Origin of the sequence: Actinoallomurus iriomotensis, from assembly GCF_030269445.1 — a bacterium.
Classification (GTDB): domain Bacteria; phylum Actinomycetota; class Actinomycetes; order Streptosporangiales; family Streptosporangiaceae; genus Actinoallomurus; species Actinoallomurus iriomotensis.
In genome coordinates, this window is record NZ_BSTJ01000011.1 from 249,604 (window position 1) to 273,829 (window position 24,226).

The 24,226-nt window shown below is 68.7% G+C and carries 20 protein-coding genes, 1 tRNA gene and 1 pseudogene; 10 read left to right on the plus strand and 12 right to left on the minus strand.

The window, feature by feature from the left end; genetic code table 11:
* The first annotated feature begins 10 nt into the window (after window positions 1-10).
* Window positions 11-457: an SRPBCC family protein gene (locus tag QSK37_RS38135; RefSeq protein WP_285630780.1), complete on the plus strand. Its 447-nt coding sequence runs from the start codon at window positions 11-13 to the stop codon at window positions 455-457.
* Here the strand turns inward: QSK37_RS38135 and QSK37_RS38140 are convergent.
* Window positions 445-1,773, minus strand: a complete 1,329-nt coding sequence (locus QSK37_RS38140; RefSeq protein ID WP_285630783.1) for a hypothetical protein — start codon at window positions 1,771-1,773, stop codon at window positions 445-447. The two genes, QSK37_RS38135 and QSK37_RS38140, sit on opposite strands and share 13 nt — an antisense overlap.
* 467 nt (window positions 1,774-2,240) lie before the next feature.
* Here QSK37_RS38140 and QSK37_RS38145 point away from each other — a divergent pair, with 467 nt between their 5' ends.
* Window positions 2,241-5,360 carry a WXG100-like domain-containing protein gene (locus QSK37_RS38145; RefSeq protein WP_285630786.1) on the plus strand — a complete coding sequence of 1,040 codons (3,120 nt, stop codon included), beginning with the start codon at window positions 2,241-2,243 and terminating at the stop codon, window positions 5,358-5,360.
* Between the two features lie 37 nt (window positions 5,361-5,397).
* On the opposite strand, the gene QSK37_RS38150 is transcribed toward QSK37_RS38145, so the two are convergent.
* Window positions 5,398-6,054, minus strand: a complete 657-nt coding sequence (locus tag QSK37_RS38150) for a TetR/AcrR family transcriptional regulator (RefSeq protein ID WP_285630789.1) — start codon at window positions 6,052-6,054, stop codon at window positions 5,398-5,400.
* A 241-nt stretch (window positions 6,055-6,295) separates the two neighbouring features.
* Here QSK37_RS38150 and QSK37_RS38155 point away from each other — a divergent pair, with 241 nt between their 5' ends.
* Complete coding sequence (locus tag QSK37_RS38155; protein ID WP_285630792.1) at window positions 6,296-7,096, plus strand: SDR family oxidoreductase; 801 nt, start codon at window positions 6,296-6,298, stop codon at window positions 7,094-7,096.
* Between the two features lie 90 nt (window positions 7,097-7,186).
* Here QSK37_RS38155 and QSK37_RS38160 read toward each other — a convergent pair whose 3' ends face one another.
* The gene (locus tag QSK37_RS38160; protein WP_285630795.1) at window positions 7,187-7,621 is read right to left on the minus strand and encodes a hypothetical protein; all 435 of its coding nucleotides are present in this window, start codon (window positions 7,619-7,621) and stop codon (window positions 7,187-7,189) included.
* Here QSK37_RS38160 and QSK37_RS38165 point away from each other — a divergent pair.
* The 3 genes and pseudogenes from QSK37_RS38165 to QSK37_RS38175 all read left to right on the plus strand — a co-directional run.
* Window positions 7,599-7,775, plus strand: a pseudogene (locus QSK37_RS38165) (IS256 family transposase); the annotation flags it as partial. The gene QSK37_RS38160 and the pseudogene QSK37_RS38165 sit on opposite strands and share 23 nt — an antisense overlap.
* Before the next feature lie 292 nt (window positions 7,776-8,067).
* A complete protein-coding gene (locus QSK37_RS38170; RefSeq protein ID WP_285630798.1) occupies window positions 8,068-11,223 on the plus strand; it encodes a phosphoribosylaminoimidazolesuccinocarboxamide synthase in 3,156 nt (1,051 codons plus the stop codon).
* 31 nt (window positions 11,224-11,254) lie between these two features.
* On the plus strand, window positions 11,255-11,800 hold the full coding sequence (locus QSK37_RS38175; RefSeq protein WP_285630801.1) for a transposase family protein: 546 nt from the start codon (window positions 11,255-11,257) through the stop codon (window positions 11,798-11,800).
* 595 nt (window positions 11,801-12,395) lie between these two features.
* Here QSK37_RS38175 and QSK37_RS38180 read toward each other — a convergent pair.
* The 4 genes from QSK37_RS38180 to QSK37_RS38195 form a co-directional block, all read right to left on the minus strand.
* Window positions 12,396-12,472 (minus strand) — tRNA-Arg (locus tag QSK37_RS38180).
* Between the two features lie 316 nt (window positions 12,473-12,788).
* Window positions 12,789-15,269, minus strand: coding sequence for a glycosyltransferase family 39 protein (locus QSK37_RS38185; protein WP_285630804.1), 2,481 nt, complete (start codon window positions 15,267-15,269; stop codon window positions 12,789-12,791).
* A gap of 67 nt (window positions 15,270-15,336) precedes the next feature.
* On the minus strand, window positions 15,337-15,675 hold the full coding sequence (locus tag QSK37_RS38190; protein WP_285630807.1) for a TraR/DksA family transcriptional regulator: 339 nt from the start codon (window positions 15,673-15,675) through the stop codon (window positions 15,337-15,339).
* A 44-nt stretch (window positions 15,676-15,719) separates the two neighbouring features.
* Window positions 15,720-16,703 carry a LacI family DNA-binding transcriptional regulator gene (locus tag QSK37_RS38195; protein WP_285630810.1) on the minus strand — a complete coding sequence of 328 codons (984 nt, stop codon included), beginning with the start codon at window positions 16,701-16,703 and terminating at the stop codon, window positions 15,720-15,722.
* Between the two features lie 60 nt (window positions 16,704-16,763).
* Between QSK37_RS38195 and QSK37_RS38200 the strand changes: the two genes are divergently transcribed.
* On the plus strand, window positions 16,764-17,531 hold the full coding sequence (locus QSK37_RS38200) for an SDR family NAD(P)-dependent oxidoreductase (protein ID WP_285630812.1): 768 nt from the start codon (window positions 16,764-16,766) through the stop codon (window positions 17,529-17,531).
* Here QSK37_RS38200 and QSK37_RS38205 read toward each other — a convergent pair.
* A complete protein-coding gene (locus tag QSK37_RS38205) occupies window positions 17,525-18,322 on the minus strand; it encodes a TNT domain-containing protein (protein WP_285630815.1) in 798 nt (265 codons plus the stop codon). The genes QSK37_RS38200 and QSK37_RS38205 overlap by 7 nt on opposite strands.
* Window positions 18,323-18,512: 190 nt before the next feature.
* On the opposite strand from QSK37_RS38205, the gene QSK37_RS38210 reads away from it, so the two are divergent.
* Both QSK37_RS38210 and QSK37_RS38215 read left to right on the plus strand, forming a co-directional pair.
* Window positions 18,513-19,097, plus strand: coding sequence for a class F sortase (locus QSK37_RS38210; protein WP_285630818.1), 585 nt, complete (start codon window positions 18,513-18,515; stop codon window positions 19,095-19,097).
* Window positions 19,098-19,146: 49 nt separating this feature from the next.
* On the plus strand, window positions 19,147-19,917 hold the full coding sequence (locus QSK37_RS38215) for an alpha/beta fold hydrolase (protein WP_285630821.1): 771 nt from the start codon (window positions 19,147-19,149) through the stop codon (window positions 19,915-19,917).
* A gap of 36 nt (window positions 19,918-19,953) precedes the next feature.
* On the opposite strand, the gene QSK37_RS38220 is transcribed toward QSK37_RS38215, so the two are convergent.
* The gene (locus QSK37_RS38220; RefSeq protein ID WP_285630824.1) at window positions 19,954-20,985 is read right to left on the minus strand and encodes a hypothetical protein; all 1,032 of its coding nucleotides are present in this window, start codon (window positions 20,983-20,985) and stop codon (window positions 19,954-19,956) included.
* Window positions 20,986-21,222: 237 nt separating this feature from the next.
* On the opposite strand from QSK37_RS38220, the gene QSK37_RS38225 reads away from it, so the two are divergent.
* Entirely contained in the window at window positions 21,223-22,488 is a 1,266-nt protein-coding gene (locus tag QSK37_RS38225) for a serine hydrolase domain-containing protein (RefSeq protein WP_285630827.1), read from the plus strand.
* A 103-nt stretch (window positions 22,489-22,591) separates the two neighbouring features.
* On the opposite strand, the gene QSK37_RS38230 is transcribed toward QSK37_RS38225, so the two are convergent.
* From QSK37_RS38230 to QSK37_RS38240, 3 genes are all read right to left on the minus strand, one after another.
* On the minus strand, window positions 22,592-22,723 hold the full coding sequence (locus QSK37_RS38230) for a hypothetical protein (protein WP_285630830.1): 132 nt from the start codon (window positions 22,721-22,723) through the stop codon (window positions 22,592-22,594).
* Between the two features lie 71 nt (window positions 22,724-22,794).
* A complete protein-coding gene (locus QSK37_RS38235; protein WP_285630833.1) occupies window positions 22,795-23,061 on the minus strand; it encodes a hypothetical protein in 267 nt (88 codons plus the stop codon).
* Window positions 23,062-23,297: 236 nt separating this feature from the next.
* A complete protein-coding gene (locus QSK37_RS38240) occupies window positions 23,298-24,191 on the minus strand; it encodes a LysR family transcriptional regulator (protein WP_285630836.1) in 894 nt (297 codons plus the stop codon).
* Window positions 24,192-24,226 lie beyond the last annotated feature (35 nt).

Below are 24,226 nucleotides of genomic sequence, written 5' to 3' on the forward strand. Positions count from 1 at the left end.
CGGGTTGGCGATGCGAACGCTGAAGCACATCGAACGGCTTCTTCTCGACGTGCCGATTGAGGATGCCTACGAGTTCATTTCCGATCCACGCAACGATATCAAGTGGTATCGCGGAGTCACGGGAGTGAGGCTCGTTTCAGAGGCCGACGACGTGTACGAGCAGAGCCTCACGATGTTGGGCCTTCGATACCGGGCGCGGATCCGGGTGAGTGACCCGCGGCCGCCGCATCGTGTCGTGCTTTCGTCGGTCGACTCGCGTATTCCTTTCACCGCGACGTACATCTTCGAGTCGGTGGCTCCCGGCCGCACCCGTTTCACGATGGATGCGACGGTTACCATCACGGGGGTCTTTCTTCCGCTCGGACCGCTTTTCATCCTTCTGCTTCGTCGCAGGGTGGGGAGAAACTTCATCCGGCTGGGACAGATCCTGGGAGCGGAAGAGAGTCAGACCGCGTAGTCGCCGGATCCACCGTCGTAGTGGAGGGCGTACATCTTCTCGTGAAACAGAACGAACCTCTTGATGAGCGCCGTGATCCGCTGATCGCGTAGGCGAGTCTCTAGCTGGGCGAGATCGCCGACGAGTGCCCTCCTGTGCCGCGTGTACAGGGCGGTGAAGTAGGCCAGTGAGTCGGACAGCACGGCCAACCCGTCGTGGACGTCGTCCTGTGGGTTCAGCTCGCTCAGGCAGACATTGAACTCACCGTGCTTCAGGTCCTTCCGGAAGCGGTTGAGGACCGGTTCGGCGTCCGAAGCACGGGTCAGCACCGCGAGCACATCCTCGCCGTCGGCGGGTGGATGGCGCTCAGGCAGCTCTCGCAGGAATGCCCTCTGCTGCTCCCGCGTCATCCTCAGCAGGCGGGTGCCAAGGTCGTTCTGCAGGCGTACCAGCAACGCGGCGTTCGACATCGCTTCCAGCAGCGAGCCGTCCTCGACCGCACGGCGGTAGCCCATGTCCGTCCCGACCACTTCGCCGAGGACGGCCGTGAAGTAGCCGAGAGTCGGCACGACCAGAATTGTCTGGGCACCGAGGACGGCACGTTCCAGACGGGACAGGTGCCGGCTCTGCAGGATCCGGTTGACCGCCTGGTAGCGGTCGATGGTGGTGTCGCGGACCAGCGGCTCCGTACAGGTGCCCCTGATCGCGGCGAGCACGTCGCGTCCACTTTCGACGTTGGCGACCAGCCCGAGCCAGACGGCGTGATCCAGTTCGTCGAGTGTGACCTCGCCGTGCGCCTCGGCGTAGTGCCGCGTGGCCGCGGTGTGACTGTCGGGGGCCAGGCTCTGCGCTGATCCGGAGAACACCGCCGCCGGGGTGCGGAGCCGGGCGAGCAACTCGGCCGCCGGCGTCGCGGACGGTGTACGAAGATCCGCGATCATGGTGTCGTTGAAGTCGATCAGCAGGTCCCGTTGCGCCGATGGGGCGCCGCGCCGGACACGGGCCAGGCCCAGGCCCAGATTGTCGGAGACGACCTCGAATACCTGGTAGAGGTTCACGGGGACGGCGTGGCGCAGCAGGATCGGCCAATCGGCGGCCTCGCCGAGGCCATCCAGCATCGCGGTGGTCATCACGGCCAGTTGGTTGAGCGCGATGATCCGGCAGAAGCCGTCTCTGTCCGGGTTTTCCGTGGTGAGGGCCCAGCCGTAGAAATCGCGGTATCCACTGGCCGGCATATAGCGGTTCAGGTCGCGGATCAGTGCATCCCGGATGGCATCGAGTGCCTGGCGCCGGCGGAGGTTCACATCAACCGTCGGCGCCTCGCCCATGGCGGTCATCGGTGAGCCTGACCGCGGCGGACGTGGGTGAGGGCTCGCCTACGTGCTCGTTCGCGGGGAGCGATAGTGCGATGGTGCATGTCGACGACCAGAGGTGTTTTCGGGGGAAATTTCTCTAATGGGAGCCGATCTGCTCGTGTCGTGATGGTAGCAGGTTTTAGGCCGTCCAGTATGGATAATTCGGGCCGTCCGGCGTACCGGCGGCGCCTGCGGGTCAGGCGCGTCGCCCAGCGGCCGACCCCTCTGGACCGTGTCGATAGTGCGCGGCAGTTCCTTCTTGCCTCCTTGACGGAGGACATCGGCATCGTTTTGGCGTTCTGTAATTCCGTAACGGACTTTTCGAAACAATTTAAACTGTTAGCTGGATAGGCCGACAGCCCGGCTATGATGCCGCGTAGTCGCAACCCCCGACGTGTCTGCAAAACAGAAGAAAGTTCAGGGCCATCCACGCCAGACGGGCCGTTTGAATGACCGCATCAACAGGGTTTGATGTCGCGCCTGAGCTGTGGGTGCGGGCGGGGCGTGGTGTCGATGAGACCTCCTCGCGGTTGGCCGACGGGGTGGATGCGTTCTGCCGGGCGGTGGGTGGGCAGCCGTTCGGTAGTGATGATCTGGGCCGTGGGCTGTTCGAGGGGTTCGTACGGCGCCGGGATGGACTGTTGAAGGACCTGCCTGCGGCGGTGAATCTGCTGCGCGGGATGGGCGCGGGGCTGGTCGATGCGGGCGGCCGGTACATCACGGCCGACGGAACGATCGTCGATGAGCTGGGCGGGCGACCAGGCGCGGTGCCGTCGCCGGGCCTGCCGCCGGGCACCGGTGTGTACCGGCCGCAGCCGGTTCCTGATGGGTCGCCCTCCACGATCTCGCCGCCGGACATCTGGCTTCGGGCGGCATGGTTTTTCGAGACCGCCGGGCTGGGGTTCGCCTGGCCTGATGGCGACGTCGGCGGCGTGGGGGCCTTGCGGGATGCCGCGACGACGATGGCGGCAGTGGTCGATGAGGTGGCCTGCCTGGTCGCTGATCATTCGTGTCGGGTGAGTGGTAGCGGGTCCGGAGCCGCCACCGATGCGTTCGATAAGGCCGCGCGGGTGGTGCACGGTGAGGGTGGCCTGCTGGCGGATTTGAAACAGCGCTGTGAGGAACTGGCGGCCTACTGCCTAAAAGGCATCGACGCGATCGTCAAGGCCCAGTGGCATTTTGTGGCCTCAGCGGTCTTCGTGGTGGGGTTGATGGTCGCGGTCAGCATGCTCGGCCCGCTCGTCGAGACCGGGCTGATAGCGGCGTTGGAGCTGATCCGGCGAGAAGGTGAGGCGCTGCGGATCATCCTGCGACTATTGGTCAAGGCCGTGTTCGAAGCCGCGGTGGGCGCGGTGTTCTCCGGCGGACTCGATGTGATCGACCAGTTGTTCCGCACCGGTCACATCGAGTGGGGCGAGTTGGGCGGGGCGCTGGGGCAAGGCTTGATGGTGGGCGGGCTGATGGGCGGCGCCAAGGCGGGCCTGCCCGTACTGCTGCGCCGCGGACCCGCACTGACCCGCCTGGCCAATGCCATGGAATCCCCCGGTTTCGTCGGCATAGTGTCCCGCTTCGCGGTCGGCTTGGGTGTTGGCACCGGCGCCGTCGCGGCCACCAGCAAGATGAGCGGGCACGGCTGGGACTGGGAACACGCCTTCGAGACCGGGTTCGGTATGGCCCTCATCGGCGCCGGCGGCGAAACCCTCACCCACGTCAGGGACGTCTTCCGCCTCGCCGGCCAGCCGCCCTCCCCCGTACAAGGCGACCACTTCATGTCAGACGCTGTCGCCGACGGCACAGACGCTGTCGCCGACGGCAGAACACCACAACCACCTCCCACGGCTGCGGCAGAGCATGGGCGCAACAGCCCAGATCGAACCTCCCGTTCCACGCCGGCTGAGACACACACGCAGCCACCCGGCACCAACCCGGCCAACCCCGGCCACGCCGTCGACCCTGGGGAGGGCACCGTCCACGGCCAGCGGATCGCAACCGGCGGTGACCTGGAAAGTGTCCACGCCAACGGTGACGCTGCCATCGCCCCCGACATCGACGGCATTCAGGGCAGAGCACCCGCCCCTCCCGCGTCGGCCACCGGAGCGCAGCCTCAACCGCGGCTTGACGCGCCACCGGCAGACGGGCCGGCGGCAGGCCCCGCGACGTCCGCCCTCAGTTCCGTGCATACCGATCTCACCGATTCACCCCCGCCACCCGGCCGGCGCGGCATCGCCGACATCATCAACTTCAAGCCTTCCGGCCTGCCCGACTCCCAGAGCCTCACCACGGGGCGGCCGGAGACAGGTCAGTCGGACGTCGTGGCCGCTCTCCCCGGTCACGGCCTTACGGAGGCGGCGGACGTCGGCGGCCGACACCAGCCACTGGACCAGCGACATGGTTCCGCCGAACCGCCGGCACCACCCGAAGTCGTCGGGGACTGGAGGGAACAGGCGGAACGTGACTTCTCCTGGATCCGGAAAGTTGATCCGGATATCCGGAGACTGCTCGACGAACTTGACGCCATGACTCCTGAGACGAGGGAGCGGTGGCGGCACAGTGAGAACGCCCAGGAGGTATTGGACCTCATCCCGGAGGATGTGCGGAACAAACCGCAGAACCGGGTTCTGGTCGACGAGGCGGTCGCCGCGGGGGCGTTCCTGCTGGCGCATGTCGACGCCATTTATGGTCGGGCCGACAGTCCTCGAGTGCACGGCGGCACCCATCTGCCCGAGAGCGTGTACCTGTACCACAACGGCGATCACGCCCGGCAGGTGGCCAGGGACTCGCTGCGCTACATCAATGCGATACGGCGGCTGGCGCCCACCATTCATCCGTATTCGGATGTGAAGGTGATCGACAGCATGCTCTCAGGTTTCGGACACGACATCGTCCAGGCCCACGGCAGAGGACCAGACGAACGTATGGCCGCCGCGGTCACGGCCGCGGTCCTGGAACACCTCATGCCGCAGACCTATACCGAGGCGCGAGGGGACTACGCCGTCAACTCCGTCAAGGCGACCAGGTACAACGAACAGACCAAGGCCCAAGATGTCGATCCCGGCCGGGGCGACGCCCCGGGGCAGATCGCCACCAGCGTCGGCGACATCTGGCTCAACGACCCTGCCAGCGGCGAGGCGGGCGCCCGCCTCGCGGTTGAGGAAATGGCGAAATATGAACGACTCGGCCCGGAATTCATGCGAAGACTCCGCCAAGTCGGCCTCGACCCCGACACCGCGACCCCCATGGAACTGCTGAACGCCATCGAATCCGACCCGGTGCTGCGTTCCGTGTACGTCGACCACACCAAGGGGCAGGTGTGGTTCTACATCTACCAGCGGCCGACCGACGTAATCGTCCACGCCGAATTCCCCGGCCGAATGGACAACATCGTTGTGCACAAGATCCTGGTCCCGATGCTGGAGGACGGGCAGATCACTGTTCCTGAGTACTACATCCTCCTTCGCGAGTACGGCCAAGGAAGGGTGACGATCAACGACTTCACCGATCGTGTGCAGGAATATCGTGTCAACGGTCTCGACCTCTACATCAGTGAGCCTTCTCCGCCGAGCGGTTGATCTGTTGGTGCAACGGCTCGTCGCCACCGGCCACCCCTCACCCGTACGCCGGGGGAGGGGCGGATCCCGGGTGCGTCCGTCGCACGCCATTCGGCAGCCAGCACTCCAGTGCCGTGTCGGCGATTTCCTGGAGTTCGTCCCGGCCGAGGCCGCTGGCGGCCTGGACGGCGATGCCGAACGTCACCGTCATGACGTATCGGGCGAGCCGCCGGGGGTCGGCGTCGCGCGGCAGATCGCCCTCGTCGACGGCCCGCTGGAAACGCTCCTCAAGGCGTAGAGCCGAAGCGTTCCGCCACTCGACCAGCATGTCGTGCGCGGGCCGCCCCGCTTCGCTCGACGCCAGCGCGACCTGCACGCCCAGGCATCCCGAAGGGCCGCCGGGGGGCGTCGTGGTCTGAACCGCTCCGCGGAGAATCGCCTCGACCACGCCTCGTGCGGTCGGCTCCTCCAGGGCGCGCGTCCCGTAGTCGGCCGGGCCCTCGGTGTAGCGCTCCAGGGCTTTGCGGAACAGCTCCTTCTTGTCGCCGAAGGCCGCGTACAGGCTTGGCTTCGTGATGCCCATGGCCTTGGTCAGATCGGTGAGGCTGACGCCCTCGTATCCCCGTTCCCAGAACATCTGCATGGCGCGCTCGAGCGCCTCGTCGATATCGAACTCTCGAGGCCGACCCATGACGACGTTCCGCGAACCAGCCATGTGCGCAGCGTACTCCCGCCGTTCGCCCTACCTCGGCGTGTCGGTACCTGCTGTCGGTGGTCACCGAGGGCTGCGTGCGGCACGACCCGCATCGCCGCCGTGGGCGACTTCTATTCCGCTCGGAATAGAAGTCCGGGGGTCGGGGTTCGCCCCTCTGCGGCAGCCGCCGCGACGAGGGCGCGGAAGCGTCGCACGTCATCAGCACCCAGTACCGCCCGATCCCGGGCGACAGAGAGGCATCATGCCTGACACCGACCTGCGCGACATCGAAGCGCTCAACGCCCGTAAGTCCGACGGCATCGCTGTTGTCACCGGCGCCAGCCGCGGTATCGGGGCGGCCATCGCCAGCCGTCTCGGCGCCGACGGGTACACCGTCGCAGTTCACTACCGCCAGGACTCGACCGCCGCGGCCGACGTCGTCGAGAAGATCATCGCGGCCGGCGGCACGGCGTTCTCCTTCGCCGCCGACCTGGCCGAACCCGACACCGGCACCGCCTTCTGGGCTTCCTACGACGCGGCCGCGGGCGCGCTGCGCGACGTGCCCGTGCGGGTGCTGGTGAACAACGCTGGGATCGTCGTGAACGGCGTCATCGAGGAGACCGCCGCCGAGGACTTCATCCGCCAGCAGCAGATCAACACCACCGCGCCGTTCCTGATCATCAAGTCCGCCCTGCCACGCCTGGCCGACGGCGGACGCGTGGTGAACGTCTCCTCAGGCGCCACCCGCGTCCCTATCCCCGGCATCATCGGATACACCATGACCAAGGGAGCCCTCGAAGCTCTCACACTCCCGCTCGCCCAGCACCTCGGCCCACGCGGCATCACCGTCAACGCCGTCCGCCCCGGCACTACAGACACCGACATGAACGCCGACTGGTTGCGCGGCAACTCCGAGGCCATGGCCACCATCGTCGCGAAGAGCGCCCTCGGCCGCGTCGGCGAACCCGCCGACATCGCCGACGTCGTCGCTCTTCTCGCCTCCCACGACGCCCGGTGGATCACGGGCCAGATCATCGACGCCACCGGCGGCGAGCGCCTGTAGGCGACACAGTCGACACTCGACAGAGCCCGGCCGTCGGCCGGGCTCTCGGAGGTGCGGTGACCTCGGGTGGGGCCGCGTGCGCGGAGGGGTCTACTTCGACTCGACGCGTCCGATCGGTGCTGTGCTGCCGGCGAGCGCTGCAGCGGCCCGCGTCCAGGCTGGATCTTCGGGGTAGAGCTCGCTGCGCAGATAAGCCCAGATGAGCGCTCGTACGGCAGCGCCACGGTCGGGGTTTTCGTCGGTGGTCTCGGCCGCATCGAAGGTCGAAATACCGCCCAGCCGATGCTCCGCGTCGAGAATCTCCAGTCGAGTCTTCGGCGCGGGAGCCGCGGTGTAGGGATCGCTTCGCCAGTCCTGCCGGTCGGAGAAGAAGGGGTGCCAGTCCTTCTCTCCGACGACGATGAGGACCTTCGGCGTCATGCCGTCGAAATTGGTGCTGGTGAGCGCCGCGTAGGGCTGCGCCGCCGGGCCGTTCAAGTCCTCGCCGCGGCCGGGAGCGGCCTTCCCCGACCGCATCGCGATCATCCGCCTCGTCGGGGCGGTGCTGATGGAACAGACCGAAGAATGGACCGAAGCCCGCCGCTACATGGGCCTGGAATTCCTCGCCGGAACGCGCCTGCGCGTGCTGGAGAGCGAAACGCCGGACAAAAACCCCACCACACAAGCGATCACCTCTTAACCTGCAGAAACAGGATCACGAGGAGGCCGTCTTACACCACTCCGCTGGACGTGACCCGTTTCTTTCGGTGACTTTCTCGGCGTGGCGAAGGACCGCCAGGCGTCGCTGGGCCTGGCGGTCGAGCTGCTGTTGCGGCGATGGGCATGAGAGATCTCCGTAGTCATCGGAGACCCCGATTGTCAACAAAATCCGGCATTTTTAGAAATGCTGGACAGGCCCCCACTCCTGGAGAGATACCTCCTACAGGCATCCGCGTGGCTTGGTCACCGACCGGGTGGAAGGGGACGCTGTGATGGACGGGTTCGCGGTTGTTCCCGAGGCGTGGGTGGGGGCGGCGAAAGGAATCAGTCAGGCTTCGGATGTTCTAGCGGATGGGGTGGATGCGTTTCGCCTGGCGTTGGGTGGTGGATCGCCGTTCGGGAGTGATGATCTGGGACGGGCACTCTTTGAGGGGGACTCCGGCGCCGGGGCATCGGGGTTCGTGGGGATACGCGACGGGTTGTTGAAGGACCTGGCGTGGACGGTGAATTTCCTGCGGGGGATGGCGGCCGGGCTGGTCACCTCGGGCGAGGTGTATGTCGAGGCGGATGGAACTCTGGTGGACCGGCTGCGCGGCCGGAGAACGCGGGGCGCTGCGGTCCCGTCGCCGCGGCGTGGTGCGGCAGGGGTGCCGGAGAGCTATGTGCTGAAGCCGGTTCCGCAAGAGATGGCGGTCACCACACCGGCGCCACCGATCTGGAAACAGGCGGTGTGGATCTTGGAGGCGGTGGGAGCCGGATGTTCCTGGCCGGACGGTGACCTCGGCGGCATCGAGTCGTGGCGGGAGGCGGCACGGACGATGGCGCGTGTGGTCGGGGAGGTGGCCGACCTGGTCGGCGGGCACGCGCGGCGGGTGAGCGGGAGTGGTGAGGGAGCCGCGACCGAGGCGTTCACCTCGACTGCGCGGCGGGTTCACGGTGAGGCGGGGTTGCTGGAGAGCCTGGCGGCCCGCTGTGAGCATCTGGCGCAGTACTGCGAGGGCGGCGCCGATGCGATCGTGAGGGCACGGTGGCAGTGTCTGCCCTCGGCGTTGTTCGTGGTGGCGTTGATGAGGTACGGGGCTGTGCTCGGCGGGTGGGCCGAGGCGGCCGTGCTGCCGTTGATCCGGCTGGAGGGCCTGGCGCTGCGAATCGCGTTGGGGGTGATCCGCCAGGCGGCGCTCGGGTTGGTGTACTCGGCCGGCCTCGATGGGATCGGCCAGTTGGTGCGGTGGGACGGGTTCCATCCGGGTGAACTGCTGGGGGCGTTGTGGCAGGGCGCGTTCGCGGGCGGGCTCATGGGGGTCGCAGACGCGGGACTGCCCGCCCTGGCGGGCCGGTCCCCGGCTTTGACCTGGCTGGCCCACGCGATGGAATCACCCGGTGCAGGCGGGAGCGCGACCCGATTCGTGGTCGGCGGAAGTGTCGGCACCGCGGCCATCGCGACGGCCGGCGCGGTGAGCGGGCACGGGTGGGACCTCGAACACGCCGCCGAGACCGGCTTCGGTATGGCCTTCATCGGCACCGGCACCGAACTGGCCGGTAAAGCCCACCAGTGGTTCAGAGCCCGCCGTTCCGCCGCCGCTTCCCCGGGCGGGGTGTCTCGATGGATATCTCCAGACGGCGTTCTCGACAACCCGGACAGAATGTCGCCCTACCCCCTCCGCAGCAAGGAGACAGGAACCGGCTACGACATTCTCGGCGAGGTCGTCGCGAAAGACGACGGCACCGTTCAGTCCGCCGACCGACCCGCCGACCGGATGCCCCGCACCGAGCTCACGGCCACCCGACCTCGCGACACCAGCACAGCGCCCGGCGTAGGAGCGAGGCAGGAGGAGAACACAGGCACCGTTGCCGCGGTCGGCAGACCCGGCGGCGACACGGCTGAGGCTCACAACGACGCGGAGCCGAACACGATCGCCGCGGCGCTCAGCGGGAGAGAACCGGCCGACCGAGGCGGTCACACCGGAGAGCCGGCGGCAGGGGAGCGCGGCGAGGGTACGGCGGTCCGCCCCGACCCGACGTGGCCCGAGTCGACCGAAGCCGCACGAGTCGATCCGGCGCGAGGGGAGCCGACGCAGGACGGGTCGGCGCGGGCCGAGCCGATGCCGACGGCCGATCCGGCGGACCGGCCCGGCGATCCGCCGGGACCGGTCACCCGGGCGAGCCCGGAAAACCCCGGCACCCCGCCCCCGCCCCCGCCCGAGTACCGGCCACCCGTGCGAGACACGCCTACCCCTCCGACTGACGAACCGGTTCACCACGGCGCCACGAACTCTGCCGATCCGGGTACTCCAGCCGCGGAACTGTCCGGTAAGACGCCTTCCGGGCAAGACCCGACCGGCCACGTCCCGGCGGCCTTGTCCTCCCAGCCACCTGAGACCCCGGCGCGGAACCATGGGGACCCGGGCCAACTCGTCGCTCATGAGCCACCACGCGGCCAGGACGCGATATCGCCCGTTCCGGAACCGCACCGGAATAGGTCTGTGGCGATCGCTTCACATTTGGAAATACCAGGATTCCGTCATGTTAGAAGCGGAAAGGTTCGGGAGATATTTGAGCCAACAATTCAGGCAACCGGGCATATGGATAAAAGCAACCCGTCTGGTAACTTCTTGCTTCTCCTGGCCACCGACCGCCTGTCTGCATTCGACCGATCACTTAACGTGCACCTACCAGGAAAGGGCGTCATTCAAACAGCAATGACGCAATTCTGGCTTGATCGGATGAGTCATCTCATGCCTAATCATATGCTAGGTTGGCGCGCATCGGAAATACCGACTTCTGCGCATCCATTTATTGGGCGGATAATGAAGATCAAGACTTTGGACATGATTCCGATTGAATGTGTCGCCAGAGGTTTTCTCTATGGCTCGGCGTTGAGCGAGTATTCGAAAAAAGGGGCCGTCGCTGGTTATCGCCTTCCAAGCAATCTCCAGTCGGGCGACATGCTCCCTGAGCCGCTCTTCACGCCATCATTGAAAATGTCCACCGGACATGACATGAATCTCACTCGAGGGCAGGCTATTTCGCTGCTCGGAGAAGGGCTATATGAGAAGCTAAGGGTATTCACTATGTCCGCCTACGAATTTGCCTTCAACTATGCCGAAAAACGAGGAATATTTATTGCGGATACCAAGCTCGAATTCGGAATAGGCGGAAAGGAGGTCCGTCTTGCGGATGAGGTCTTCACGCCCGACTCCTCTCGTTTTTGGATTGCTTCTGAATGGCGGCCCGGGAAAGCGCCCGCGTCTCTCGACAAGAGATACCTAAGAGAATGGCTAATGAATTCTTCTTGGGATGGGATTTCTCCTAATCCTCCAATTCCTCAATCCGTCATCAGTAAGACAGTAGAGTCTTATCACAGTGCTTTCCAGGCCATCACGGGTATGACGATTGCCCAGTGGCAGACTAATGCTGAGACGACTTGATAAGTGAACCCATTTCATCCTCGCGGGGGATGTGCAGGTCACGGCATGGCTCACGCAAGCCCTGCGGAAGGCCAACAAGGACCGGCTGACCCACGTGACCGTGGACGGGGCCCTCATCCATACCGACCGGCTCAAAGCCGACCGGTCCTACCTCTCCGGCGAGCATCGCGTACACGGGATGAACGTCCAGTTCATCGCCGGACCGGACGGGACGATCCCTGTGGACATCGGGAGCGCTGCCTGGCTCCACCACGACCTGACCGCCACACGAATATGGGGCATCCTGCGTGAGCTGGAGAAGGCCGGAATCCTCACGCTCGCGGACAAGGGCTACCAGGGAGCAGAGGGCGCGGTCGTCATCACCCCTTACAAGGGGGGCAAGAACAAGCCGGAGTCTCAAAAGCAGGCCAACCGGTCACACGCCAAGCTCCGCGGACCCGGCGAGCGTGCGAACGCTCAGCTCAAGTCATGGAGGATTCTGCGGAAACTCCGGTGCGGCCCCACCAAGGCCGGCCACCTCGTCAAGGCCATCGCCGTCCTGCAAAGTCACCGAGCCGCTCAAGCGGCCCGAGGATGAAATGGGTTCAGTGAGATCACGGGGATTCGATCTTCGCGTCCGGGACCATCCCCGCGTGCGCGGGGAGCATGACGTCGTGACCTTCCGGATCCCCTTGCCGGTGGGATCATCTCCGCGTGCGCGGGGAGCAGTCCTCGTCCGGGTAGGCCGTCACGGTCATCTGGGGACCATCCCCGCGTGCACAGGAGCGTGTGGCGGCGGGATCCGGGAACAGGCCGTCGCCCGGGACCATCCCCGCGCGAGGATGGTCCCTGGACGGGCTTCTTCGTCGCCGACTCGAGGCCGTGTTCCCCGCGCGCGGGGATGGTCCCCGGCCGGTCGAGTCCGTCGCGCCCGGCTCGGCGTGCTCTCCGTGCACGCTGGGATGGTCCCACCGCGTCACGGCACGCGGCCCACGTCGGCGAGTGCTCTCCGCGCACGCGGGGATGTTCCCGATTCCCGGCTCGCGGACCGGACCCGCAGATGCAGAACTTGGGCACGTATTCGGCACAGGCACCCGGGGACGGTCGATACGAGTCGCTTACAGTCGGACATCATCTGAGTGGCGCCTGACCGCGATGACGCTGGTCACGACTGAGATGCCCCGGGTGGACGGTGGCGCGCCCAGAGGGATTCGAACCCCCGACCGTCGGATTAGAAGTCCGATGCTCTATCCGGCTGAGCTATGGGCGCCGGTCGATCAGAGTGTACGGACTCCGGAGCGTTGATGTGGAGCCGGTGGCCGCTTACCGCCATCGGCCGCCTGTCGGACGGGCTCCGGTGTGGCCGGAACCGGCCGTATCGCCGGGAGCTGCGGCGATGCGTATCAGTCGCATAACTTGTTCGATCTTTGTCTGACATAGACGATCAACCGGAATTCACCTGTCCTGTTACGGACTGTCACGACTCGGAGTGAGGGGCCAGTTCCGGCCACACCCTGATCGTCGTACGACGTGACCGGAATCCCTCATCCCTGACCGGAACAGCGAGAAGGTGACGGCCGGAGCTCCTACCCGAGGTCATAGACCGTTGTGCCGCCGACGGTCTTGGCGGTGTACGTCTTGGCCACCCACGCGGAGATCTGCTGCGCGTCGTCGCTGCCGGAACTTCCGCGACCGCCGCCCATGGGCGGCGACGTGGCGATGAAGTAGTGGATCTTCTTCTCGCGCACGTAGTGCTGGAACCGGGCCAGCGAGGGCGCCGGGTCGGTGCCGTTGAACCCGCCGAGCGCCATGACCGGCTCACCCGTGGCGAGCTGGTATCCGGCGGCGCTGTTGGAGCCGACCGTGGCGGCGGCCCACGTGTACCTGCCCGCGTTCTGCTTCAACAGTGCGGTCAGGGCCGCGCTGGGCGTGGGGGCGTCGAGCAGCGCGCCGGGCCCGCCCATGCCGCCGCGGCGCGTCCCGCCGCCCATGCCGCCGCCCGGATTCTGGCCGCCGGTGCCGTTCGGCGGCTGCGGCATGCCGGCCTGTCCGCCGCCCGTTCCGGGAAAGCCGCCCGTTCCCGGCATTCCGGCCTGTCCGCCGCCCGCTCCGGGAAAGCCGCCCGCTCCCGGCATTCCGGCCTGTCCGCCGCCCGTTCCGGGAAAACCGCCCGTTCCCGGGAGGCCGCTCTGCCCGCCGCGCGTACCGTTCGGTGTCCCGTTCCGCGGGCCGCCGGGGAAGCCCCCGCGACCGCGCATTCCCCCCGGGCCGCCCATTCCGGACGGTCCGGCCGACGGGATGGCGCCGTTGTGCGCGGTGGCCGCGGTGTCCACGGCGTACGCCGCGGGTCCCGCGAGCGAGATCACGACCGCCACGACGCCGCCGGCGACCAGCACCCGTCCGGCGAGGCCCGGTGAGCGGCGGGAGAGCCAGCATCCCGCGATCAACCCGGCGGCGGCGATCAGGCCGCCGGCCAGCACGGGAAGGCGCAGCCACGGCGCGAAGTCCGGCGTACGCCCGAGCAGCCGGTACGACCACCAGGCCGTCACCACGACGGTCGCGGCCAGCGCGCCCACGGCCACCGGATGCCGGCGCCGGACCCACAGGAGCGCGCCGCCCAGCCCGGCGAGCGCCGCGATCGGCGGCGCGAGCGCGACCGTGTAGTAGCCGTGGAAGATGCCCTGCATCAGGCTGAACACCGCGTCGGTGACCAGCAGCCAGCCACCCCACACGAAGAACGCGGCCGCCCCGCCGTCGGCCCGCAGGCCACCGGACGTCGGGCCGCCGGCCCGCGGAATCCCGGCCCGTGAGATGCCGGCCCGCGGAATCCCGGCTCGTGAGATCCCGGCTCGCGGAATCCCGGCTCGTGAGCTCCCGGTCTGCGAAGCCTCGGATGCGCGATCCTTGGTCGCGGACGCGGCGGACGCGGCGGACGCGGCGGACGCGGCGGACGCCTCATCCGTCTCAAGAGCGTCGGTGCTCGCCCCGTCCTCGTCCCCGGCGGACACGGCAGGCCGAGGTCCGGCGTCCAGAGCGGCGCGGCGTACGTGACCGGCGGCGATCACCCCCAGGCCGGCTACCAGCAGGATCAGCGCGGCGGGGAGCAGCCAGGCGATCTGCCCGCCGAGTTCCAGCCCGAACATGCGCGTCCAGCCCGCGTCCTGGTTCGTGTTGCCCAGGCCGCCCGTCTCATTGCCGCTGAGACGGCCGATGCCGTTGTAGCCGAGGGCGAGTTCGAGCACGCTGTCGTGCTGGGAGCCGCCGATGTACGGCCGCGAGCCCGCGGGGACGACGGCGACGATCGCGACCCACCAGCCGGCCGAGGCGATCAGCGCGATCGCGGCGACGGCCAGCTGCCACAGCCGGCGGCGCAGGGGAGCCGGCGCCATGATCAGGTACACCAGCCCGAACGCGGGCAGCACCAGGAACGCCTGCAGCATCTTGGCCAGGAACGCCAGCCCCACGCAGCTCGCCGCCACGACCAGCCACCGCGTGCTCGCCCGCTCCTGGGCGCGCAGCAGCGCGTACGCGCCGGCGGTCAGCAGCAGGACCAGCAGCGCGTCCGGGTTGTTGTAGCGGAACATCAGCGCGGCGATCGGCGTCGTCGCGAGGGCGGCCCCGGCCAGAAGCGCGCCGCCCGCGGCGGTGCGCGGGCCGAGCGGCCGGAGCGAGCGCCGTACGCTCGCGTGGAGCAGCGCGACCGTGGCGACGCCCATGAGGGCCTGTGGCAGGAGGATGCTCCAGGAGTTCACCCCGAAGAGGCGCGCCGCCAGGTCCATCGGCCACAGGGCCAGTGGCGTCTTGTCGACGGTGATGAAGTTCGCCGCGTCGGAGGAGCCGAAGAAGAACGCCTTCCAGCTGTGCGCGCCCGCCTGTACCGCCGCCGAGTAGAACGCGTTCGCCCAGTGTGAGGCGCCCAGCCCCCAGACGTACAGCACGGCCGTGGCGGCGAGCAGCACGAGGAGCGCCGGGCGTGCCCAGACCGGGTCGTCGGAGGAGCCGCGGGGGCTTCGGGCCGCCGGCACGGCGCGCCCGGGAGGCAGGGAGACAGACGTCGGCAGGCTCATGGATCCACGGTCGGCGCCCGAGATTGGCCTCCCATGAGGCGATCATTAAAGCCGCGTGAGAACTCGCTCAACGCCGCGAGGCGCAGGCGATGCAGGTGAGTGCCGTGGGGCGTGCGGCCAGGCGTTCGGCGGCGATCGGGGCGCCGCAGACCTCGCACCGGCCGTACGCGCCCTCGTCGAGCCGGCGCAGGGCGCGGTCCAGGTCGGACAGGTGACGGCGCGACTGGTCCAGCAGGGCCTCGATCTGGGCGCGTTCGAACGCGATCGTGGCGCCCTCCGGGTCGTGTTCGTCGTCCACGCCGGTCGAGACACAGGACTCGATGACGCCCTCGCGGTCGTGCGCGAGCGCCGCGATGCGCTCGAGCGTCTTCTCGCGCTCCGCGTTCAGCTGGTCGGCCAGTGACAACGGGTCCATCAAAGGGAAAACGACCTGGTGCGGCCACGAATTCCTCAGGTGGAGCCGCGGACGGTCAGTTCGAGCCGGAGCATGATCTCCCGTACGGCTCCGGTCCCGCCGTCGATCTGCCGCAGCAGCAGCTCCATCGCCGCACGCCCGGACTCCTCCAGCGGTTGCCGTACGGTCGTCAGGCCGAGCGCCTCGGCCAGCTCGCCGTCGTCGAAGCCGACCACGGCGACGTCCGCGGGCACGGCGAGGCCGAGTTCGTGGGCGGCCCGCATGACCCCGGCCGCCAGCGTGTCGTCGGCGGCGAAGACCGCGGTCGGACGCGGCTCCGCGGCCAGCAGTTCGCGCGCGGTGGCCAGGGCCTGGCCCACCTCATGCCGGGCGAGCCGTACGACGGGCGTGTGACCGGCCTCGGCCAGGGCGGTGCGGAAGCCCGCGAGCCGCCGCTGCGACGGGGACACGTACCGGTCGGACCGCTGCTCCTCGCCGAGGAAGGCGAACCTCGCGTGCCCGCGGGAGAGCAGGTGCCCGGCGGCGAGCCGCCCACCGGCCTCATCGTCGGTGTGGACGGAGTCGAAACCGGAGTGGTGCACGTCCACCAGCACGGTGGGGAGGCGCAGGTCACGCAGCCGGGTGGCCACCGCGTCGTCCAGCGGCCGGCTCACCAGGATGATCCCGTCGAGCCGGCCGGTGACCGGCAGGCTTGCCAGGAGCGGCGAGGCGCTCCGGGCGGACGACTCCTGGTCGAACAGCACGATCTCCAGCGGGCGGCTGCCGGTGGCGCTCATCACGCCGTTCACCCGGCGGGCGGCCGAGCGGTAGGCGGAGAACGCCGCGAGCACGCCGATCCGGCCGGCCCCGCGCCGCGCCCGCGCGACGGCGTCGGCCTTCGGTACGAAGCCGAGCGCGTCGACGGCCGCCAGGACCCTGCGGCGGGTCGGCTCACTGACCCGCTCGGGCGCGTTGAGCGCCAGCGACACCGTCGAGACGCTGACGCCCGCCTCGACGGCCACATCTCTGATGGTGGTCATCGAACTGTTTCGATCGAAGTTTTTTGCCACACTAGGGCAAGAACGGCGAAAGGAGAAGCCATGGACCGTTCGTACGTGGTCACGGGAGGAGGCCGGGGCATCGGCCGCGCGGTGGCCGAGCGCCTCGCGCGCGACGGCGGCACCGTCGTGGTGATCGAAAGTGATCCGGCGGCGCTGGACTGGGCGGGTGGGCGTGTCGTCGCGCTGACCGGCGACGCCGCGGACGAGAGCGTCGCGGAGCGCGCCGCCGACCTGGCCGAGGCCGCCGCGCCCCTCGCCGGCTGGGTCAACAACGCGGCGGTGTTCGGGGCGGCGGCGTCCTTCCACACCGGGCCGGTACGGGAGGTTCTGGACCGCGTCTCGCTGAACCTCGGCCTCGCCCTGGTCGGCTGTGCGACCGCCGTGCGGAGGTTCCTGGCCGCCGGGACTCCCGGGGCCATCGTCAACGTCTCCTCGCACCAGGCGGTCCGCGCGGTCCCGGGCTGTGTGCCGTACGTGACGGCCAAGGCCGGGATCGAGGGGCTGACCAGGGCGCTCGCGGTGGAGTACGGACGGCGGGGGATCCGCGTCAACGCGGTCGCGCCGGGGTCCGTCGGCACCAAGCGGTACGCGGACCTCCTCGCGGGCCGGGAACCGGACGCGGCCGCGTGGATCGAGGAGGAGATGGCCCGCATCCATCCGGCCGGCCGCGTGGGCCGGCCGGATGAGGTCGCGGCGGCGATCGCCCACCTGCTCTCGGACGACGCGAGCTTCGTCACCGGCGCGACCGTGCCGGTGGACGGCGGCCGCTCGGTGCTCGCGCGCGATCCCGAGGCGCTGGATCAGTAGATGACGCTCAGGTACCCGTTGGCGACGAGCCACATGACGTTCACCGACGACGGCGCGCCCGGCAGGTAGGCGCTCATCAGCACGTACTGCCGGCCTCCGCCCCGCTGCTGGAAGGCGGGCGCGATCGGGCCGGCGTCGACGTCGAACGCCCGGTTCACCCGGTAGAGGTGGTAATTGCACAGATGCGCCGGGTCCTCGCTTTTCGTGTTGAGGCTGTCCGGCGGCAGTGCGCGGGCGCCGAAGGCGCTGCCCGCAGGGGCGAGAAAGGCGCCGTACGGGCTGCCGAAGCGGTCGAGGAGTGATCCTTCGGGAAGTGTCTCCCGTTCGCGAAGAATGCGGCCGTTGCTCCAGCCGCCGGAATGGGCGAATCCGAGATCCGGTGGATAGCGCCAGTATGCCGGATTGGCCGCCCCGTCCCAGTAGCGGTAGGTGAATTCCGCCGGGCTCAGTCCGCCGTACCGGACATAGCCGCGGACCAGGGATCCGAAATAGCCGGCACGGGGGAGATGAGCGGGGCCGAGTTCGCCGTGGCCCTTGACGTACGGGCCGCCGCACGCGTCCGGCCGGTCGCGGAGCGCCGCCCGGGCCGCGGCCGCCGCCGCCCCGGGAGTCCGCGGGACGTCGGGGCGTGCGTCCACCAGGGCCGGAAGGGTGTGCGCCCGCTCCGTGACCGGGCAGGTGACCCCGGTGCAGGAGCCGTCGGCCCACGCGCCCGTGTCCGGTGGCAGCGCGATGACCGCCAGTACGCTCGCGGCGCCGAGCGCCGTGATACGTCCTCGAATGCCCTTCATGAAGCCCCCTGTCGCATTCTGACCGCGCCCTCATGGAATGAAGTCGCCAGGGTACAGAAATGCGAGTGGGGAAAGACCGTCGCGAAGGAATGCCCGGATTGTGGCCTGTCGTGCCATTTTAACTTTGGCTTGCTGTCATTTTTGCCGGGTGATCTGGTATTCGGCCGACGGGCTCGGGTATCACCCTTACGTGTCGAACGGAAACGCCGCCGCGGCCGTCCTGCTCACGGCCGCCATTCTCACCGGCATGCACCAGGCGCACGGTGGCTGGGCGCGCCGGCACGTTCCCGCCCGGCAGTCGTCGAGCCCCGAGCGGGCCGTCCTGGGCGACGCGAACATCCCCGTCCGTGCGATCCGCCGGCGCACGTCCCACGCGTCACCGTCGAGCGCGGGTCCGGAGGGCAAGAGCGCCGTGGTCCACCGCGCCGGCGACAAGGAGTCACCCGAGATCATCGTCGGCTACGTCGACCCCGAACGCGGCCCGGCCGCCTTCCACCGCCTGACGAAGGTCGCCGAGGGCGACCGGGTGAAGGTGGTCCGGCACGACCACAGCGTCGCCTGGTTCAAGGTCGACTCCGTACGCCGGCTTGCGAAGGTCCCGTTCGGCCACCGGAACTCCTCCGACGCGGTCCGCCACGCCATCGCCCGCGAGCGCTCGACCACCGGCCGCCCCGAGCTCCGCCTGATCTCCGTACGCGCCGGAGCGGACCGCCGACGCCGCGACACCCCGCAGAACGTCGTCGTCTCCGCCCACCTGGACCGCCCGCCGGGCTGACGTATCGCCGGGGCCGCTCGGGCCGTTAGGGTCGGCGCGAGGAGGGGCGATGCCGACCGGAGACGATGAGCGAGGCGTACGCGGGCCGGTGGTGCTGGCCGTTCCCGGGACGCTGTGCGCGCCCGCGGTGTTCCGGCCCCTGGCGGGGCGGCTGGCGGGGCAGGTCGAGTTCGACGCGGTGTCCTGGATGACCGAACCCGGTCCCTGGGACCTCGGCACGGTCGCCGACCGGCTCGCCGCGCACATCACGCGGCGGCACGGCGCACCGGTCGTCGTCGTCGGGCACTCCACCGGCGGCGCCATCGCGCTGCGGCTGGTTGCCGCCCACGCCGGCCTGGTGGCCGGTCTGCTACTGGTCGACACCGGCGCGCACATGCGCGGCCACGGCGATGTGGACGCCATCCTGACCGCGCTGGCCACCGACTGGGGCCCGCGGTTGCACGCCGGTGTGCTGGACCGGTCATTCGCCACGCCGCCCGATCCGGCCTTCCGCGACGAACTGCTCGACTACGCCGCCGCGGTGCCCGTCCAGGCGGCGCTGGACGCCCTGCGCAGTCAACGGGACCTGGACCTGACGCCGGAACTGGCCCGGATCGACTGCCCGGTCACCGTGCTGCACGGCCGGCGTGACCCGACGAGAACACCGGACCAGGCACGAGAGCTGGCCGACGCCATCCCGGGCGCGCGGCTGCACCTGCTGGACACCGGCCACACCCCGGTCTACGAGGCCCCGGACGAGGTGGCCACCGAACTCCTCGCCCTGCTCACCCGCCTGCGTGGTGCCGGTCCAGGGGGCGGCTCCCTGGAATCCCCGATGTGAGGGTTCCGCCCCCCGCGCCCCCGCGTCATGCCGCGGTCAGGAGAAGAACGGGCTCGCGACGCTGGTAGGGAAGGCGTTGGTCGTTTCGACCGTCTGCTGCTGGATCGCCTTCTTCAGCTCGTCGCCGACGTGGTTCCAGGGCATCCAGTCGTCCAAGAACTCCGACAGGTCGTCTTTCGGTTTCACGGCCCTCTGCCAGGCGCGCTGCTTGTCGGCGTGCCACTGGAGTGCGCTTCCGCTCAACCATGCCGCGCTCACGATGTGCGCGCCGAGATCATAAAGGCGCTCCATGCAGCGCAAGGCCACTCCGGCCGTTGCCCCGTGCCATCCTTTCGCCAGGTCGGATGCCTGTTCGTACAGCACCTTCCGGGAGTCCTCGATGCCGTTCGCCAAACCATGGAAGCGCGTCCCGGCGATGTCCATCAGGTCGGGCCGGAGTGAGTGAACCATCTTGTACAGGTCGTCGTAGCCGGCATCCCAGTCACCATCGGTCGCCTTCTGGCGGATGTGGTCGTAATAGTAGCCCAGGTCATGGTTCTCTTTCCATGCGTTCCCATCCTCGATCAGTGGCCCGGGCACACCGCCGGAGAATTCCGGAAAGTTCGTCAGTCCGTCAGGAGTAAGCCGTGTGGCATTGGTCTTGGCGAGGATGTCACCGGCGTGGTCCTCCGCGGCCAGATGCTGCTTTTTCGTTTCGGCGACGAGGGTGGCCACAGTGGCGAACAGGCTGTGGTAGTAGTACCCGATCGCGTACAGCACCCCCGCGGCCTGGTAGCAGGAGTTGACCAGGCCCAGCCCGGCCGGATAGTCGCCGACGAGGAAATAACCGGGATCGTCTGATTCGAGCTCTTTGATAAAGGTCGTCCACTGCGTGAGGTTATCCGGCCGGGAGTCCGGGGGGCTTCCGGGCTTCAGAGCGTCGGCCTCGCACTGTAGTGCACCGATCACGTCGTCGAAGACTTTGTAGTCGACGAAGAATCCGCTCTCGGCTTCAGGTATATCTGGCGACGAAATGTCGGTCGGACCGGTATCGGTCGGATATCGTGGCCATTCGATATCGAGACTCATGTGGCTATCCTGCTTCTTTACTTATGCATAAGGAACTATCTCGATTTTAGCCCTGCGTGCGCCGGCGTCGGGCCGCCGGAAAAGTGAACATGCGGTTTCGGTCGACTGTCTCGCTGGTTAATCCAACGTAAGTCGGTGCGGCGGCATCGCCCGTCACGCCCGTTCTGCCGGGACGATCTTGGTTAGGGTGCTCCGGGAAGATCACGGAGCATCGGAGGCGTCTTGACGCAGGCAGGGGTGAGTCGTCGCGACTTCGGGCGGCTGCTGGGCGTGGCGGGGCTGGGGATCGCGGCGCCCGCGCTGGTCGGCACGCGGGGCGCGCGGGCCGCCACCCGTACGTGGCGGATGTCGGGGTCGGCCGGGTCCGGACTGGGCGGGTTCGACACGGCGATGAAGACGCTGATGCAGGCACGGAACATCCCGTGCGGCTCGCTGGCCGTCATGCGCAAGGGCAAGCTCATCCTCGCGAGGGGCTACACCTGGAGCGACGACGCCACGCTGAGCGTCCAGCCCACCTCGCTGTTCCGGCTCGCCAGCCTCAGCAAGGCGATCACCGCGACGGCCGTGATGCGGCTCGTGCAGGACGGCGCGCTCAGCCTCTCCACGCCGGTGACCCAGCTGATCGACATGACGCCGCCCACCGGCACCACCGCCGACTCGCGCCTGGACCAGGTGACCGTACGGCGGCTGCTGCAACACCTCGGCGGCTGGGACCGCGACATCACGCCCGACCCGACGTACCAGGACCGGAAGATCGCGACCACGCTCAGCGTGCCCTTGCCGATCGGCAAGGCCGACATGGTCAAGTACGGGGCGGGGCTGAAGCTGGACCACGACCCGGGCAGCACGTACGCCTACAGCAACTACGGCTACCTGCTCCTGGGGCAGATCGTGGAGAAGGTCTCCGGGCTGCCCTACGCGACCTACGTCCAGCAGAAGGTGTTCTCACCGCTGGGGATCACCCGCAACCGGCCGGGCAGGTCGCTCCAGAGCGGGCAGGCGCCGGGTGAGGTGCCGTACTACTCCCAGTACACCGGCCCGTCCGTGTTCGACGCCGCCGGCACCACGGTGCCCGCGCCGTACGGTTCGTTCAACGTGGAGAACCGCACCGCGATGGGCGGCTGGCTCAGCTCCGCGGTCGACCACGTGAAGTTCACCCAGATCTTCGACCTGACCACGAGCGTGCTGACGAAGGCGTCGGTCGACGCGATGTTCGCCAAGCCGGAGACCGGGCTGAACTCCGGCGGCTCCTACTACGGCTTCGGCTGGTTCGTACGGGACGTCACGGGTGGCCAGAACACCTGGCACGACGGCAGCCTGCAGGGCACCACCACCATCGTGACCCGCCGCTACGACGGCATCACCTGGGCCGTGCTGTTCGACCAGCGCGACGACCCGTCCGGGCTGCCCTACGACTACACCACCATCAGCACCCCGCTGCACAACGTCGCCAACGCGACCACGACCTGGCCGACGACCGACCTGTTCAGCCAGTACTACTAGGACTGTGCCGGCCCAGGGGGGCGACCCCCTGGAACGCCCGGTGTGGAGGGCTTCGCCCCCCACGCCCCCCACGGGCCGGGGTCCGTAGGTCGGCGGGACGTGTTCAGTGCGCCGGGAGGTATGCGCGCCGTAGCTCGGTGACCTGTTCGTGGAACGCCGCGCTCTCGGGCGTTCTGCGACCGGGGACGGCCAGGGCGTCGTCGAGTTCGACCGCGCGCCACAGGTTCGAGGACACCAGGCGACCCGATGCGATCGCCTGCCCTCCGAGCCGGCCGGCCTCATCATGCTCGTTCCGCGCGGCGAGGATCAGCGCGAGGTCGAGGCGGGCCGTGGCGACGCGCCGTCACACGATAAGAGGTGAACGGGAAGCCTGCTTACGATCTCGGCGGCATCATTCAGGGTCCGATGCGTTTCCACGCCGTCCCGCACCCGCGCCCACGCGCGCGCTTTCTGGGCCGTCAGTCGCGCCGAGGCGGAGGAGAACGGGGCGGCCTGTCCGATGCCCGCCTGGCAGATCTCGACCGCCTCGGCGTATTCGCCGTCGAGTAGTGCTTGCCACGCCCTGAGCTCCAACGACCAGATGATGAGGTCGGAGTGTTCGGCCTCCTGCCCGAACCGGTGGGCGACGTCACCGCTGGCCTGCGCGGCACGCCGTTGCCCGAGGTCCTCATAGACGCAGGCGGCGAGTAGGAGGAGCCATCCACGCCGTACATCACGAGCGAGCCGCTAGAAACCGGCAGGTCAGGACACCATGAGGGCGACCGCCGACTCGGGGTGCGGAAAACCGCAGCAGGCCCGGGGCCCGCGCGTCAGCGGACCGGCGGGGCGGTCTCGCGGAGGGTGTCGTGGACGGCCCGGACGGCCGGGGATCTCCAGCGGGACGACGGCGCGGCCAGCCACAGGTGCTGCCGGGCCAGGTCGGCGGGCGGGCGCAGTTCGACGAGGCGGCCGTCGGCGAGCTCGTCGGCGACCGCGACCGTCGGCAGCAGGGTCACGCCGAGGCCGGCCGCGACGCACCGCTTCAGCGTCTCGATGCCGCCGAAACGGGGCGGGTCCGCGATGGGATCGGCGGAGGCGATCAGCGCGGCGAGTTCGTCGCTGTAGGAGCAGCCCTTCTCCAGCAGGAGGACGTCGGCCGCGGACAGCTCGACCGGCGTGACGGGGCGATCGCGGGGAAGGGCGGTGGTGGCCGCCGCGACCAGGGACAGCCGCTGGACGCCCAGATCCACCAGGTCGACGTCGGGCCGTTGCACGGAGGGTTCGAGCACCAGGGCCAGGTCGGCGCGGCGGTCGGTGAGTGCGGTCAGCGCCGTCCGCGTGTCGGCGGGGAACAGTGACAGGCCCACGTCCGGGAACCGCGTCCTCACCTCGGGCAGGAGGGGAGCCAGGCGGTAGGCGCACACGGACTCCGGCGCGCAGACCCGTACCGGGCCGGTCGGCTCGGCGGCGGAGGTGGTGAGCTCGGTGAGCATCCGTTCCTGGAGGTCGAGGATCCGCTGGGCGTGCTCGGCGAGCAGTGCGCCGGCGCGAGTGGGCGAGACGCCGGCCGGGTGCCGGTCGAGCAGTGGCGTTCCCACCAGGCGTTCCAGCGCCTGGATGTGCGTGGTGACGGTGGACTGCACGAAGCCGAGCTCCGCCGCCGCGGTGGTGATCCCGCCCACGCGCAGGACGGTGAGGAAGCTGGTCAGCAGGCGGGTGTCCATCGGGTGTTCGAATGCCCTTCATCGGAAACCATCGT